Below are 14,662 nucleotides of genomic sequence, written 5' to 3'. Positions count from 1 at the left end.
CGTTATTGACCACAGTCATTGCCCTCGCGGGATCTGTCATTTCGGTACTGCTGGCGGCCTTTGCTGTCAGATGGGCAGAACGTCCGCGACATGCCGCGCTTCTCGCATCGGATCTGGTGGCGCCTTGTATCTTCCTGTTTCGTGGCGGCAGGCTGATCGACGCCACCCCACCCGCGCGCAGGATTATGGATGGCTGCGCTACCAATGACTTGGCGGCATTGAAAATCTGGCTCGGGCAGCGCTTTGACGACCTGACCGAATTGGACCGGCTGTCGGATCAATCGGGCCGGGTCGAATTGACCGGCCAAACCGGTTCCGGTTCCGCCCGGCTACGCCTACTCGCAGAACAGACCGAAGATGGCGCGCTTCGGCTGACGCTGGTGCGCCCCGACGCCGAAGCAGCCGGGATCGTCGTGGATTCCCTTTCCCAGCAGGCGATGGAAGAAGAGCTCGCCATGCTACGCGCCATCGTCGAGCGCGCGCCAATGCTGATGACCCGCCGGGATGAGGCGGGCCGGATCGTCTGGGCCAACTCCGCCTATCTCAGCGCCGCCGAGCGCGGTAATCCGGCGGCCACCGCCTGGCCGCTGCAGGAAATTCTGCAGCCCGATACGACCGCTGGCACTGAAAATTTGTCCCGTCGCGCCCGCGTCGAGATCGCGGATTCGACCAGTTGGTTCGATTGTTATGAATATCGGGACGCGAATGGGCTGACCACCTATGCCCTTCCCGCCGATGCCGAGGTCCGCGCTGAACAAAGCCTGCGCGAGTTCCTGCAAACGCTGACCAAAACCTTTGCCGACCTGCCCATCGGGTTGGCGATCTTTGACCGCGACCGTCAATTGCAGCTGTTCAACCCCGCACTGATCGACCTGACCGGCCTGTCGGCGGGCTTCCTGACCAGCCGCCCGTCACTGTACAGTGTGCTGGATCAGCTGCGTGAACTACGGATGATCCCCGAACCCCGCGACTATCGTTCCTGGCGCAAACAGATCACCACGCTCGAAGCAGCTGCATCAGCCGGCCACCATGTCGAGACGTGGTCGCTGCCGGGCGGCCGCACCTATCGCGTCACCGGACGACCACATCCCGGCGGCGCGGTGGCGTTCCTGTTCGACGACATCACCTCGGAAATCACGCTGACTCGGAAGTTCCGCGCCGAACTGACGCTTGGGTCGCAAGTCCTGGACGGGTTGGATCAGGCGCTGATTGTCTTCAACGCCGTGGGCCAGGTGGTCATGGCGAACAAGTCCTATACCGATATTTGGGGCCCCGCGCCCGGTCGCATGACCGAAGCGTTGCAGATCTGGCGCGGCGAATGGACCGAAGCCCCGGGCCTTGCTGAACTGGAACGGGAATTGGGCCGCGAGGATGCCCTGGGTCAGGACCGCGGCGTCGTCTTCGGCCCGGCCGATACTGGCGTCCTCGGATGGACAGTGACGGCCTTACCGGGCGGAAAGCGGATGGTTCGCTTTACCACTGCCCCGCCCGCAAGCACGCCAGACAAGCAATCAGCGGCCAGCACCGATATCGGCACACAAACCGTCAGGGCTTGACGCTTAACTGGGCGGCAGTCGCAGATCGGATTTCGGTCCGGCCAAGTACCAGGCCACCAGGCCCACAACGGGCAGCAGGGCCACGACGGCAATCCAGATGATTTTCGGCGTGGTTTCTGCGCGTGAATTGATAATCTGCGCGATCGCCCAGACATCCAGCGCAAAAATGATGAGGCCGATCAGGCCAGAGAACATGTTGAAAGCCATAAGACGTCTCGTATTTTCCTTGCCATTAGTCCCTAACGAAAGCAGCCCGCACCCGGTTCCAATTCCGGATGCGGGCCGCTGCGTTCGACCGGTTATGGCCGGTGATTCACATCACAACACGTAGCGTGACAGGTCCGCAGACCGCGACAGATCGCCCAGATGTGTCTCGACAAAGGCCGCATCGACCGTAACCCGGTCGCCCTCACGGTCGGGGGCCGAAAAAGACAGTTCCTCGAACACCCGCTCGATCACGGTATACAGGCGGCGGGCGCCGATATTCTCGATGCTGCCATTCACCTCGGCCGCAATTCGCGCCAATGCGGCAATGCCGTCCTCGGCAAATTCGACAACCACGCCTTCGGTCCCCATCAGGGCGGTATATTGCCGGGTCAGGGCGTTGTCCGTCTCGGTCAGGATACGGACAAAATCCTCCTCGGTCAGGGCACGCAACTCGACCCTGATCGGCAAGCGCCCCTGCAGTTCCGGCAGCAGGTCCGAAGGCTTGGCAACATGGAACGCGCCCGAGGCAATGAACAGGATGTGATCGGTCTTCACCGGCCCGTATTTCGTCCCGACCGTGGTGCCCTCGATCAGCGGCAGCAGATCGCGCTGCACACCTTCGCGGCTGACATCGGCCCCGCGCGCATCGGCGCGGGCGCAAACTTTGTCGATCTCGTCGATGAAGACGATGCCGTTCTGCTGCACCCCGTCCAGCGCGGCCGCCTTCACCGCCTCGTCATCCAGCAGCTTGTCGGCCTCCTCTGCGATCAGCAGGTCATAGCTTTCGGATACGGTGACCTTGCGCTTCACCTTCCGGCCGCCAAAGGCCTTCATCAGACCCGAAAGATCCATCATCCCCATTCCGCCCGGCTGACCGCCCGGCATGTCCAGCATTCCCAGGGGGTTCGAGGTGTCCTGAAGCTCGATCTCGATCATCGTGTTGTCCAGCTCGCCCCGCTTCAGCTTGTCGCGGAACATGGCGCGGGTCTGATCGCGCGCGCCCTCACCGGCCAGAACCGCGATCACCCGGTCCTCTGCCGCCTGATGGGCACGGGCCTTGACCTGTTCGCGCATCCGCTCACGCGTCTCGACCATGGCAGCGTCGGCCAGGTCACGGATGATCTGTTCCACATCCCGCCCGACATAGCCGACCTCGGTGAACTTGGTCGCCTCGACCTTGACGAAGGGCGCCTGGGCCAGCTTGGCCAGACGGCGGCTGATCTCGGTCTTGCCGACGCCGGTCGGCCCGATCATCAGGATGTTCTTCGGATAAACCTCGTCACGCAGATCATCGGCCAACTGCCGCCGCCGCCAGCGATTGCGCAGCGCAACAGCCACCGCGCGCTTGGCGTCTTTCTGGCCGATGATAAAGCGATCCAGCTCGGACACGATTTCGCGGGGGGTCAGGTCGGTCATGCTCTCTCTTTCATTCTGGGGAAAATATCCTGGGGGAGTCGCCTTCAGGCGACGGGGGCAAAGCCCCCTTGCCTACGCGCCCAGAACTTCGACCGTCAGATTGCCATTCGTATAGACGCAAATATCGGACGCGATCGCCATCGCCTTGCGGGCCACGCCTTCGGCATCCAGATCGCTTTCCAGCAGCCCACGCGCCGCCGCCAGCGCAAAATTCCCGCCCGATCCGATGGCAGCCACGTCATGTTCCGGTTCCAGCACGTCGCCGGCCCCGGTCACGACATAGATTTGCGCGCCGTCGGTGACGATCAGCATCGCCTCCAGATTGCGCAGATACTTGTCAGTCCGCCAGTCCTTCGCCAGCTCGACACAGGCGCGCTGCAACTGGCCGGGTGCGGCTTCCAGCTTCTTTTCCAGACGCTCCAGCAAGGTGAACGCGTCGGCGGTCGAGCCGGCAAACCCCACCACCACGTCGCGTCCGCCGGGCGACAGGCGGCGCACCTTGCGCGCCGTGCCTTTCATCACCGTCTGCCCGACACTGACCTGCCCGTCGCCCGCGACGACGACCTTGCCGCCGCGCTTGACCGCAAGGATCGTGGTGCCATGCCAGCCAGGAAACTTGTCGTCAGCCATGAAACTCTCCTTCGTTGCAGGTCAGATAGGCGCGGCCCTGCGGTGTCGCAAGCCATTGCGGCGCGACGCGCCTCATCTTAGCTTGCCGGCATGAACGAGATGACCCTTCAGATTCATCTGGACGACCCGATGCGGGCCCGCACGGAATCGGGTCATTTCAACTTCATCAACCGCGTCCGCGCCGCTGCCGAGAGCAAGGGCTGGCAGGTGCAGATCCTGCCTGAAACGGCCGATCCGCCCGCGCCGGGACATTTTGCGCTGCACCACATGAGCGGGCCGCTGCATCGCCGCACCAAGGTCTTCCGGCGCTGCTATTACTATCCCTATTGGCATATCGAAACCGTTCCGCAGCGCTGGCGTTGGCCGGTCGCGGGGGCGAAATTCCGTCCCGGCCAGATTGACGGGCCCGATGCCCGCCGTTTCATCCACAAGCTGCGCCAGCGCATCATGCCGGGCCTGACCCCGACCGAGCCGCGCCACGTCCTCATCCCTTTGCAGGGCCAATTGACCGAGACCCGTTCGTTCCAAACGATCAGCCCGGTCGAGATGGTCGCCGCTGTCGCCCGCACTGCAAAGCGCTGCATCGCCACGCTGCATCCGAACGAAACCTACCAGCCCGAGGAGATTGCGGCCCTTGAGGCATTGGCGCATCAGTTCCCCAACCTGACCATCGGCGGCGACAGCCGGGCGCTGCTGGCTGGCGCGGAATATGTCGCGGCTCAGAACAGTTCGGTGGCGATGGATGCCTATCTGCTGGCCCGGCCGGTGGTTCTGTTCGGTCAGAGCGACTTGCACCATATCGCCGTGAACGTGGCCGATATGGGCGTGGACGAGGCGCTGGATTACGTCCCCGCCCACAAGGCGGACTACGCCAAATACCTGTATTGGCGCCTGCACGAACAAGCCATCGATGCCATGGCGCCCTATGCCGAAGAACGCATCCTCAAGGCCATGAAAAAGGGCGGCTGGCCGATCTGACCAACCGCCCCCGATGGCTTCGCGCCGGAATCAGACGTTCTCGTCGATCCAGGCCTTCAGCGCGGCTTTCGGTGCCGCGCCGATCTTGTTGGATACGACCTTGCCGTCCTTGAACATGAACAGCGCCGGGATGCCGCGCACGCCAAGGGCGGCGGGGCTTTCTGGGTTCTCGTCCACGTTCACCTTCACGATCTTCACCTTGCCGGCATATTCATCCGACAGCTCTTCCAGCGACGGGCCGATCTGCTTGCACGGGCCGCACCATTCTGCCCAGAAATCGACGATGACGGGGGTGTCGGACTTCACGACCTCGGCGTCGAACTGTGCGTCCGAAACGGGTTGAGTGGCCATGCGGATTCTCCTGAATACGGCCGGACGTGCCGGCGGAATGGGCTTCGGTTAACAGCTAGGGGCGGTGCGGCCTTGGGTCAAGGGCAGCCATGGCACCGTCCAGCACGGCGTCGGGCAGCCACATCAGCTGACGCGCCGCCGTCCACAGCACCGCCGTTTCCACGGCCCGACCCGGATAAATGCCTGCCATCGCCGCACGGTAAGCCGCCATCTGCCGCAGGATGCCGCTCGGCACCTCATCAGGCGTGGCGGGCAGGGTGGCGTTGGTTTTATAGTCGATGACAATCACCCGATCCGGCGCCACGATCAGCCGGTCGACAATGCCGTGCATCAGCCCGATGCCGGGCAGATCGGCGGAAAGTTCGACCTCGGTCAGCACCGTCGCCCCTTCGGGCGGGGCAAAGACCTGCGCCAGATCCGGCGCGTCAAGGACCGAGGCAGCGGCCTCGGTCAGTGCGGCCAACATCTGCGCATCCGGCAGACCGCCCTCTCCCCCGGCCAGCAGGTCGCGGGCGCGGCCTGGCCAGTCTGCGCGCGGGACATCCGGCAGCTGTTCCAGCAGCAGATGCAGCCGGGTGCCGAAAAGCATCGCGGTTTCCGGGTCGTCGCCGTCCACGCCCGGCAACGCCTTGGCCCCGCCCAGTGCCGAGGCCGTCAGCGGCAGCGCGCGCGGCCGGGCCGGCGGCGGATCGGTCCACAGCCACGGCGCATCGGGCGCAGGCGGCGGCACCGGCCGGGCCTCGGCTGCCACATCCGGCCATTCGCCAAAGCCATAGCGTGCCACCGGGCCAAGCCCGCCCTCAAGGTCCTGACGATCCAACCCGCTGGCCGCCAGCCCGTCGCGGATCGTCGCATACCAGCTTTCGCCGGCATCGCCCGGATCGCCGGCGGCGGCCACGATCAGCCAGCTTTCGGCCCGTGTCATGGCGACGTAAAGCAGGCGCTTGCGCTCCTCGTCATTCAGCCGCGCGGCGTCGTCTACCGCCTCCTGCGCGAAATCGGGGCGGCTGTCGGCACGCCCCGACAGCATCGGCGCCGCGTCCTTGGGGCGCAGCACCTCGGGCGGGCGGAAGGCCTGCCGCTTGTGGGTGTCAGGCAGGATCACCACCGGGCTTTCCAACCCCTTCGAGCCGTGGACCGTCATCACCCGGATCAGCCCCGCGCCCGAGCCGGGCTGGCGGCGCACCTCGACATCATCGGCGGACAGCCAGACCAGAAAGCCGGTCAGCGAAGGCACCTCGGTCCGCTCATATGCCAGCGCCTGTGTCAGCAATTCGTCGATGCCGTCCTCGGCCTCTGGTCCCAGCCGGGCCAACAGCTTTTCCCGCCCGCCATGTCGGTTCAGCAGGCGAGAGATCAGATCGAAAGGCCGCAGCATCGCATTGTCGATCAGATCGCCCAGCAGCGCCCGCGCTTCTGCGTGGTCCGAATTGCGCAACCGCGTCCACAGATATTCGCCACGCTTGCGGCCATGGGCCAGCCGGAACAGCGCGTCTTCGTCCAGCCCGATCAGGGGCGAACGCAGCAGCGCCGCCAGCGACAGGTCGTCTTCGGGCGTGGCCAGGAAATTCAGCGCCGCGCGGATGTCCTTGACCGCCAGCTCGGCAGCCAGCTTCAGCCGGTCAGCACCGGCGACCGGCAGCCCCGCCGCCTTCAGCGCCCGGATGATTTCCCCAAACAGGGCCGAGCGTCGCCCCTGCACCAAAATCAGCACGTCGCCCGCATGGATCCGCCGCGCGTGGCCGTCACGGGTGATGATCGAGGCACCCGTTTCCGGGTCCAGCATCACCTTGATCTGGCGGGCAATTTCTTCGGCCAGCCGGGTCGGCGCGGCATCGGGTGCAAGCTGGTCGACCGGATCCTCCCACGCGGTTTCCTCGGGCGAGTCCGGGGTTTCGACCACCGGCCACAGATCGACCCGGCCCGGGCGGCTGTCGTGAAAGGCGCGGTGCAGGCTGTCTTGCCCCAGACCGCGCCCGGCCTCACCGGCAAAGCTGGCGTCAACGGCCCGCAGAATCGCGGGCGAGGACCGGAACGAGTGTTCAAGATCCAGCTGCTGCATCGGCTGTTCGACGGCGGCGAAGGCCGCACCAAATTGCGCGCGGCGGGATTCGAAGACGGCGATATCGGCGCCCTGAAAGGAATAGATCGACTGCTTCGGGTCGCCAACCACGAACAGCGTCCGCACCCGGTCCGAGGTACCGGCGGTGAATTCCGCCGTCAGCCGCTCGATCACGCGCCATTGTTCGGGCGAGGTGTCCTGCGCCTCGTCGACAAGGATGTGGTCGATCCCGCCATCAAGCCGGAACAGCACCCATTGCGCCATGGCCGCATCGGACAAAAGTGCCGCCGCGCGGGTAATCAGATCGTCGAAATCCAGCCAGCCGGCGGCGGATTTACGCGCCTGATAGCGCGCCGCGAAGGCACGGGCAAAGCGGCGCAGCGCCAGCGTGCGGGTCACAAAATCCAGCGCCACACGACGGGGCCGCGCCTGAGCCACGCGTGTCATCAGGTCGTTGAGGTCGTCGATCTGTTCGGCGCAGGCGCCCTCGCGCAGGGCCTTGGTCGGGATCTTGTCGATCTTCGGACCGAAAGGATCCTTGGCTGTGCCGCCGAACAGAAGCGCCCCTTCCAGAACCGCCAGCGCCGCCATGTCGGGCGCGTCCCAGTTCACCCGGCCCAGCTTCACCGCCAGGTCGTTATCCGTCTTGCCGCCAGTGCTCAGCGCCAACGTCAGCGGCCCCATCCAGCGCGCTTCGGTCCCGTCAAAGACCTGCGCCAGCAGATCCGCTTCGGAAAAGCCGGCGGGCAGCCCCGCCGCGCGCCAGATCTCTGCCCCGTCGGGATCGGCGTCAAAATCCCGCGTGGCCTGCGCCAGCAGGCTGTCCAGCCGCTCGCCCGAATGGATGCCGGTCAGGTCGGCCATCTCGGGCAGGTTTTCCTCGGCCATCTCCTCCAGCACATCGGCGCGCAGCAGGGAAGCGCTGCGGTCGTCCAGCTCGGTGAAGCCATGCGGAACGCCGGCCTCCAGCGGGAAGCGGCGCAGAAGCGAGGCGCAGAAGCTGTGGATGGTCTGCACCTTCAGCCCGCCCGGCGTCTCGATCGCCTGCGCGAACAGGCGGCGCGCGGCGGACAGATCGGCATCGCCACCGGCACCCAGCTTTTCCAGCGCCGCGCGCAGGGGCGCGTCTGGCAGCATCGCCCATTCGCCCAGCCGACCCAGCAGGCGGTTCTGCATCTCGGTCGCGGCGGCCTTCGTATAGGTCAGGCACAGCACCCGTTCGGGGCGCGTGCCGGCCAGCAGCAACCGCGCCACGCGGTCGGTCAGCACCCGCGTCTTGCCGGAACCCGCATTGGCCGTCAGCCAGGTCGAACGCCCCGGATCGGCTGCCGTGATCTGGCGCAGGGTGGCGGGGTTCGGGGCCTCAGCCATGATCGCCCACCTTGATCTTCACCGGCGCATCCCCCGCCCCCCATTCGCCAAAGCGCGAGAGGTGGTCGTAATCGCTGGCATCGCCCGCCTTTTGCAGCGCCCGGCGGGCGGTGAAACCGCGCCCGTGACGCAGGTAATGGCGCGCGAGAAGGATGAATTTCTGCCAGGTTTCCTCGGCTGCCTCTGGGCTGAATTTGCGCGAAAACGTCGCGCCCTCGCCACCCAGCTGGATATAGCTGATGCCGCCCACGCCAAGCGGCCCCAACGCCGGAAAGGCGCCCTTTTCAACCATCGCGGCCTCCAGCATCAGCTGCTTGTCGAAATGTTCCATTTCCTTGTCGCTGGGTGGCTTGCCGGATTTGTAATCATAGACATGCGCCGCCGCCCCTTCGCCCAGCCGGTCGATGCGGTCGGGCTTGGCGGTCAGTTTCAGGTCCAGCCCCGGCACCGGCAGGCTATGCGTGGCCTCGACCACCAGCGGGCGACCGGATTGCAGGCGGCGGACCTCGTCACGGGCGATCTGGGTGGCGATGCGTTCCATCCGGGCCTGCCAGAAGGCGCGGGCGGCGGGCCAGGGGACATCCTCGGCCAGAACCTCGCTGGTGATGGTCAGGAAGCGGTCGCGCAATGCCTCGACCGGCGTATCGGGCGCAGGGGGCGGGGTCAGAAGCCGTTCCGAGACCTTGTGCAGCACCTGCCCACGCAGGGCCGCGCCGGGTTCGGGGCGCAGCGGGTCAAGCGGCCGCAGCCCCAGCACCTTGCCGGCATAGATCGCATAAGGATCGCGGATCAGCGTCTTCACCTGCGTGACCGAGATCGCATCGAAAGCAGGCCCGGGCGGGATCGGTGCCGGCCGGGGTGCGGGATCGGTGCGGAAGCGCGGCTGCGCCAGTTGCCGGGCGATACCCAGCCAATGCGCGCCGCGCAGGCGCATGGCGGCCAGCGCCTGCGGGCCGCCGCGTTCGGGCAGGCCCGACATCAGGTTCGTCAATCGGTTCAACCAGCGCGAGGGGATCGTTTCAGCATCGGCGTCGCGACGGGCGCGGCTTAGCACCACCTGCGGCGCGGCGATGGCCTGCTGAAAGTCATGCGCCGACAGGCCGATCTGCCGTTCGGGCAGGTTCAGCCCGGCCTGCGTGCGCATCGCCCGCGACAGCCACGGATCGGGCGGCAGCGCCTGCGGCCAGCCGCCTTCGTTCAACCCGGCAAGGATCACGACGGCCCCGTCAGAGATGTTCGCCTCGGTCCGGGCCTCACGCGGGCCACAGGCGCGGATCAGCGGGTGACCGCGGTCTCTGGCGCGGACAGCATGGGCGGACAGCTGGTTATGGATCAGATCGGAAAAATCGCCCGGCCCCATCGGCTGGGCGCGACCGGCGTGATCGGCCAGATGCGCCAGTGCAGCCTGCGCGGCATGACCGTCCGCGTCTTGCCAAAGCCGCGATTCTGCAACATCGCCGCCCGGCCCTGCCGCCAGCCATTCGGCCAGATGCAGCAGATCCGCCAGTCGGTCAGGCACAGGGCGCGGAGCCGTATCCGTTGCCGCCCGATCCACCAGATCCAGTGCTTCTGCCAGCCATTGCGCCCAGATCTTGCGGCTTTCATCGCCGCGCTCGCCCCAATCCCGCAAGGTCGCAGCATCGGGAAAGGCCGGGCCGTGGCGGCGCAGGCGCAGCTCAAGATCGCGCGTATGGCGCAGGGCGTCGCCGTAACTGGCGCCGGTCGCCGTCACCGGGTTCTTCAGCAGCGCCAGCAACCCGTCGATGGCCAGCTTCTGGCCGAACAGCCCGGCGACGAAACGCAGGAACAGGCCCGGCGCGGAAAGGTGCAGCGGCTCACCTGCGCTGTCGTCAAGCGACAGGCCCCAGCGATCCAGCGCCGCACCGACGCGGCGGACCAACCCGCGATCGGCGGCGAACAGCCGGGTGGGCTGGCCACGTTCGACCGCGTCGCGGATGAGGGTGGCGATGGCCTCGGCTTCTTCTTGCGGCTGGTCGGCCTCGATCAGGGTCAGGCCGTCGGTCGGGCCGGCCAGATCGGGCAGGGACGGCCCCTCGGCGATCCATTGATCGGTCACCGGGGCGGGACGAAGCGCAAGTGAGATCAGTTTGTTACGCGGGTCGTTCGGGACCGCGATCCACGGCTTCACGCCGCCCTCACGCAGTGCGGCAAGGCGCGACTGGGGGTGGTCGTCGGCACCCTCGGCCAAGCCACGCCAGACGGGTTCGGGCTGGTCGAAATCATAGCCAGGCAGGATCACCGCGCCCATCGGCAGCGCCGCCACCGCGCGCAGGAACAGCCGCGTCGCCCCATGCGAACCGGTCGAGCCGACGGCCAGCACCGGACCCGAGGGCAGCTGCTGACCCATCGCCCAGGCGGCAGCCAGCGTTTCGGCCGCGCTGCGCTGACGGGCGGGGCCATCAACAGTCGGTTCGGTCAGGTAAAAACCGGCGGCGATATGCAGGAATTGCAGGCTGCGCTGCCAATGGGCGGCATGTTCGCGCGGGTCGATGCGCTGCAGGGCCTCGGCACCGCATCCCTCCTGCTGCATCTCGCCCATCAGGTCCGAGAGGGACTGCGCCAGTTCCGGCACCGACTGCCCCGCGCCCAGCCCCGGATCGCGGGCGATCAGGCGCGAGACGAGGTTGCCCAGATCCAGCACCCGACCCAGCGGCGCGGCGCGCTCTCCCGGCAGCGTGCCACCCAGATCGCTGATCAGCTTCAGCCGGGGCAGCAGCAGCGGCCCATGCTGCTGCGCATGGGCATCAAAGGCGCCGCGCAGCGTGTTCAGCGTGCGCCCCGCGTTGACGTAGATGGTGACGGCGGGCAGGGCCTCGGGCGGTTTGCCTTTGGCGCGCTGCATCAGCCCCGCGACCACGCCACGGCAGAAGTCCGCGCCAGAGGGCAGCGCGAATGTACCGTTTTCCCAGTCAGACCACATCTTCGGCCAGCATCGCTTCGGCAAGCGGGATGGTTTCGGGGCGGCCAAGGTCGCACCAGCCGCCGGGATGGGTGACACCGTAGGCGCGACCCTCGGCGATCATCAGATCCCACAGCCGGTTAAGCGAGAAGATGTCCTCATCAATCTCTGCCAGGCGCTCGGTCCGGATGATCTGGCATCCGGCATAGACGAAATCGCCCTTGCGGCTGATCCGCCCGGTATGGTCCAGACGGAAATCACCCGGTCCCACGCGGCCCCGCGCGCGATCATGTGCAACCAGCATCAGCAGCGCGTCCATGCGGCGCGCGTCCCAGGCCAGTTGCAGCGCTGTAAGCGGGTTCGTCCCGGTCCAGATCACGTCGGGATTCAGCGTCATCACCGGGCTTGCGCCCAGCAGCGGCAGCGCCTTGCGCAACCCGCCACCGGTTTCCAGCAGCAGATCTGACTCGTCCGAAATCAGCACCGCGCTGCCCGCCAGATGGTCGCGGATCTGCTGGCCAAGGTAATGCGTGTTGACCACAATCTGCCCGGCGCCTGCCGCCTGTCCCATTTGCAGGGCGCGGTCCAGAAGATTGCGTCCCGCGACCTCGATCAGCGGTTTCGGGCGGGAGTCGGTCAGCGGCGCCATGCGGGTGCCCTTGCCGGCAGCGAAGATCATCAGGGGCGGCATCGGGACCTGATCCTTTCGATAATCTCTGGTGTGGGGGCCGGTATGCGGCCGATCAACCGGGCCAGATCGGCCAGGGCGGGATGTGCGGTTTCGCGGCCGATCAGCGCCCAGGTATGGGGCATGAAGGACAGGTAGCGCGGCTTGCCATCGCGCAGGCACAGCCGGGTGAAGATGCCCATGATCCGCAGGTTCCGCTGTGCGCCCAGCAGCGCAAAGGCGGCACGGAAGCGGTCGGGATCCAGCCCGGTATCGGCAAGGAAGCGGGCGATGGCGGCCTTCTCGACCTCGGCTGGCAGGCTGCGGCGGGCGTCGTGCAGGACAGACACCAGATCATAACCCGGATGCGTTGCCACGGCGTCCTGAAAATCCAGCAATCCCAGCCGGTTGTCAGCTGTGAGGATCAGGTTTTCGGCATGGAAGTCACGCAGGCTGGTGACCGGGGGCAAGTCGGCGCAAAGGTGCGCGTGCAGGCGCGCGACCGTCGGCGCGATCTGCGCAGCCGCCGCCATGGCCTCGGCATCCGCCCCGGCGGCTTCGGGGTAGTGATCGGCGAACATGCCGACCTGCCGGGCCATTTCCGGGCCATCCAGTTGCAGAATGCCCGGCGCCGGCGGAAAGCTGGCCAGCCGCGCCAGCATCGCGGCGATCCGTTCCATCAGCGGCCCGGCGCTTGCCGGATCGGATTCGATCACACGAGCAAGTTGGGCGTCGCCGAAATCCTCGATCAAGGAAAGCCCGCGGTCTCGATCAGCGGCCAGCACGCGCGGGGCGTCGAAACCTCGGTCGCGCAGCCAGTCGGTCATTGCCAGATAAGGCGCCAGCGTGTCCGCATCGGCATCCATCAACACGGCGGTTTTACCGTCACGTTCCAGCCGGAAGTAGCGCCGGGCCGAGGCGTCCCCGGCCAGAAACGCCACTTGCGCCTCCGCCCAACCCGCGCCCTGCGCGAAGCCCGCGCGTTCGGCGGCCCGCACGGCACGGGCCCAACGGGTAGGATCGCCGAGGATCTCGATCCGGCGCAGGGCGGGGTCGGGGTCGTTCGACAGGCGCAGGGTCAGCGCGCCGGGCACCGGATCCATGCGATCGGGCCATTCGATCACGGCAATGCTGTCTTCCAGCGCGTCGATCAGGCCCAGTTCGTCGATCTCGGACGGGTCAGTCAGGCGGTACAGGTCGGCATGCCAGATCGGCGGCGTGCCGTCATAGGTCTGGACAAGGGTGAAGGTCGGGCTGGGCACATCCTCGGCCGGGTTCGCCAGCCGGGCGCGGATCAGCGCGCGGGCGAAATGCGACTTGCCGGCGCCCACCGGACCTTCCAGCAGCAGCGTGTCGCCGGCGCCCAGTTCGGGCGCCAGCGCGCGGGCGAAGGCCGCCGTCAGGTCGGCATCGCCGATCAGGGTCAGTAGGGCAGCGGCCATTCGTGATGCAGGTCGTTTATTGCGGTTTTCAGCGCCTCGGGGATGGGCGTGTCCAACCCGACAAGCTGGTGTTCCAGCTGCGACAGGCTGGTCGCGCCCAGGATCGGAACCACCGGGAAGGGCCGGGTCCGCAGCCAGGCAAGCGCCATATGGATCGGGTCAAGCCCATATTCGCGGGCAAGCCCATGATAGGCGGCGATGGCATCGAACACGCGCGCGGTCTTGCGCCCGCCCAGATTGCCCTTGCCGCCCGTCGCGATATCAACTGCCATCCGGCTGCCATCCGGCATCGCGCCGTCCTGATATTTGCCGGTCAGCAGCCCCGCCGCCAGCGGTGAATAGGCCAGCAGGGTCACGCCTTCATTCACCGCCATTTCTGCCATGTCGGTGTCGTAAAGCCGCGCCAGCAGCGAATATTCGTTCTGGACCGAGGCCACCCGAGGCCCGCCCACACGTTCCGCCGTGTCGATCCAGCGGATGGTCCCCCAAGCGCTGTCATTCGACAGGCCGAAGGCGCGGATCTTGCCGGCAGCGACAGCCTCGGTCAGCGCGGCCAGCACGTCCTCCATATGGGCGATGTTGGCGGCGCGGTCCTGACCCGAGGGATCAAAGCGCCAGTTTTGCCGGAAGTTATAGCTGCCGCGCATCGGCCAATGCAGCTGATACAGGTCGATCACATCGGTCTGAAGCCGCTTCAGCGAGGCGTCGATGGTGCGCCGGATGATCGCGCCGTCATAGCCCTCGCCATCGCGCACGGCAGAGCCATTGCCGGACACTTTCGTCGCGATTTCAATATCCTGACGCCGACCGGTCCGGGCGATCCAGTTGCCGATGATTTCTTCGGACCGGCCCGCCGTTTCGGCCCGGACGGGGTTGACCGGATACATCTCGGCGCAGTCCAGAAAGGTGATGCCCGCATCCAGCGCGCGGTCGATCTGGGCATGGGCATCAGCCTGATCGGTCTGGTTGCCGAAGGTCATGGTGCCAAGACTGAAGGCGCTGACCTCTACGTCGCTATGGCCGAGTTTTTCGCGTTTCATGCTGTCTCCTGTGCGTCGGCGT

Annotated in this window: 11 protein-coding genes; 2 read left to right on the top strand and 9 right to left on the bottom strand. The window is 66.5% G+C overall.

The window, feature by feature from the left end; translation table 11 throughout:
• Positions 1–5 precede the first annotated feature (5 nt).
• Positions 6–1,556, top strand: a complete 1,551-nt coding sequence (locus G7044_RS07410) for a PAS-domain containing protein (protein WP_235931203.1) — start codon at positions 6–8, stop codon at positions 1,554–1,556.
• 3 nt (positions 1,557–1,559) lie between these two features.
• On the opposite strand, the gene G7044_RS07405 is transcribed toward G7044_RS07410, so the two are convergent.
• The 3 genes from G7044_RS07405 to hslV all read right to left on the bottom strand — a co-directional run bounded on the left by G7044_RS07405 (position 1,560) and on the right by hslV (position 3,809).
• Positions 1,560–1,751 carry a PLD nuclease N-terminal domain-containing protein gene (locus G7044_RS07405; protein WP_235931202.1) on the bottom strand — a complete coding sequence of 64 codons (192 nt, stop codon included), beginning with the start codon at positions 1,749–1,751 and terminating at the stop codon, positions 1,560–1,562.
• A gap of 123 nt (positions 1,752–1,874) precedes the next feature.
• A complete protein-coding gene (hslU, locus tag G7044_RS07400; protein ID WP_166327666.1) occupies positions 1,875–3,179 on the bottom strand; it encodes an ATP-dependent protease ATPase subunit HslU in 1,305 nt (434 codons plus the stop codon).
• A 72-nt stretch (positions 3,180–3,251) separates the two neighbouring features.
• Entirely contained in the window at positions 3,252–3,809 is a 558-nt protein-coding gene (gene hslV, locus G7044_RS07395) for an ATP-dependent protease subunit HslV (RefSeq protein ID WP_166327664.1), read from the bottom strand.
• Positions 3,810–3,908: 99 nt separating this feature from the next.
• Here hslV and G7044_RS07390 point away from each other — a divergent pair, with 99 nt between their 5' ends.
• Positions 3,909–4,787 carry a hypothetical protein gene (locus G7044_RS07390; RefSeq protein ID WP_166327662.1) on the top strand — a complete coding sequence of 293 codons (879 nt, stop codon included), beginning with the start codon at positions 3,909–3,911 and terminating at the stop codon, positions 4,785–4,787.
• 30 nt (positions 4,788–4,817) lie between these two features.
• Here G7044_RS07390 and trxA read toward each other — a convergent pair whose 3' ends face one another.
• The 6 genes from trxA to G7044_RS07360 are packed head-to-tail and all read right to left on the bottom strand — an operon-like array spanning position 4,818 to position 14,640.
• A complete protein-coding gene (gene trxA, locus G7044_RS07385; protein ID WP_166327660.1) occupies positions 4,818–5,138 on the bottom strand; it encodes a thioredoxin in 321 nt (106 codons plus the stop codon).
• 55 nt (positions 5,139–5,193) lie between these two features.
• On the bottom strand, positions 5,194–8,571 hold the full coding sequence (gene addA / locus G7044_RS07380; RefSeq protein WP_166327658.1) for a double-strand break repair helicase AddA: 3,378 nt from the start codon (positions 8,569–8,571) through the stop codon (positions 5,194–5,196).
• On the bottom strand, positions 8,564–11,512 hold the full coding sequence (addB, locus tag G7044_RS07375; RefSeq protein ID WP_166327656.1) for a double-strand break repair protein AddB: 2,949 nt from the start codon (positions 11,510–11,512) through the stop codon (positions 8,564–8,566). Before addB ends, addA begins: the two co-directional genes overlap by 8 nt.
• Positions 11,502–12,182 (bottom strand): nucleotidyltransferase family protein, encoded by a 681-nt coding sequence (locus G7044_RS07370; RefSeq protein WP_235931201.1) that lies wholly within the window; start codon positions 12,180–12,182, stop codon positions 11,502–11,504. Before G7044_RS07370 ends, addB begins: the two co-directional genes overlap by 11 nt.
• On the bottom strand, positions 12,170–13,600 hold the full coding sequence (tsaE, locus tag G7044_RS07365; RefSeq protein WP_166327654.1) for a tRNA (adenosine(37)-N6)-threonylcarbamoyltransferase complex ATPase subunit type 1 TsaE: 1,431 nt from the start codon (positions 13,598–13,600) through the stop codon (positions 12,170–12,172). Before tsaE ends, G7044_RS07370 begins: the two co-directional genes overlap by 13 nt.
• Positions 13,582–14,640 (bottom strand): aldo/keto reductase, encoded by a 1,059-nt coding sequence (locus tag G7044_RS07360; protein ID WP_166327652.1) that lies wholly within the window; start codon positions 14,638–14,640, stop codon positions 13,582–13,584. The genes tsaE and G7044_RS07360 overlap by 19 nt, the downstream gene beginning before the upstream one ends.
• Between the last annotated feature and the right edge of the window lie 22 nt (positions 14,641–14,662).

Source organism: Paracoccus xiamenensis, assembly GCF_011308835.1.
Classification (GTDB): domain Bacteria; phylum Pseudomonadota; class Alphaproteobacteria; order Rhodobacterales; family Rhodobacteraceae; genus Paracoccus; species Paracoccus xiamenensis.
This window is presented reverse-complemented; position numbering and strand designations above follow the sequence as displayed.

What these genes read in the sequence shown, in the direction of transcription:
- hslV (WP_166327664.1), bottom strand. Translation starts at nt 3,809, where the DNA reads ATGGCTGACGACAAGTTTCCTGGCTGGCATGGCACCACGATCCTTGCG.
- addA (WP_166327658.1), bottom strand. Translation starts at nt 8,571, where the DNA reads ATGGCTGAGGCCCCGAACCCCGCCACCCTGCGCCAGATCACGGCAGCC.
- trxA (WP_166327660.1), bottom strand. Translation starts at nt 5,138, where the DNA reads ATGGCCACTCAACCCGTTTCGGACGCACAGTTCGACGCCGAGGTCGTG.
- G7044_RS07390 (WP_166327662.1), top strand. Translation starts at nt 3,909, where the DNA reads ATGACCCTTCAGATTCATCTGGACGACCCGATGCGGGCCCGCACGGAA.
- G7044_RS07370 (WP_235931201.1), bottom strand. Translation starts at nt 12,182, where the DNA reads ATGCCGCCCCTGATGATCTTCGCTGCCGGCAAGGGCACCCGCATGGCG.
- G7044_RS07360 (WP_166327652.1), bottom strand. Translation starts at nt 14,640, where the DNA reads ATGAAACGCGAAAAACTCGGCCATAGCGACGTAGAGGTCAGCGCCTTC.
- hslU (WP_166327666.1), bottom strand. Translation starts at nt 3,179, where the DNA reads ATGACCGACCTGACCCCCCGCGAAATCGTGTCCGAGCTGGATCGCTTT.
- addB (WP_166327656.1), bottom strand. Translation starts at nt 11,512, where the DNA reads ATGTGGTCTGACTGGGAAAACGGTACATTCGCGCTGCCCTCTGGCGCG.
- G7044_RS07405 (WP_235931202.1), bottom strand. Translation starts at nt 1,751, where the DNA reads ATGTTCTCTGGCCTGATCGGCCTCATCATTTTTGCGCTGGATGTCTGG.
- tsaE (WP_166327654.1), bottom strand. Translation starts at nt 13,600, where the DNA reads ATGGCCGCTGCCCTACTGACCCTGATCGGCGATGCCGACCTGACGGCG.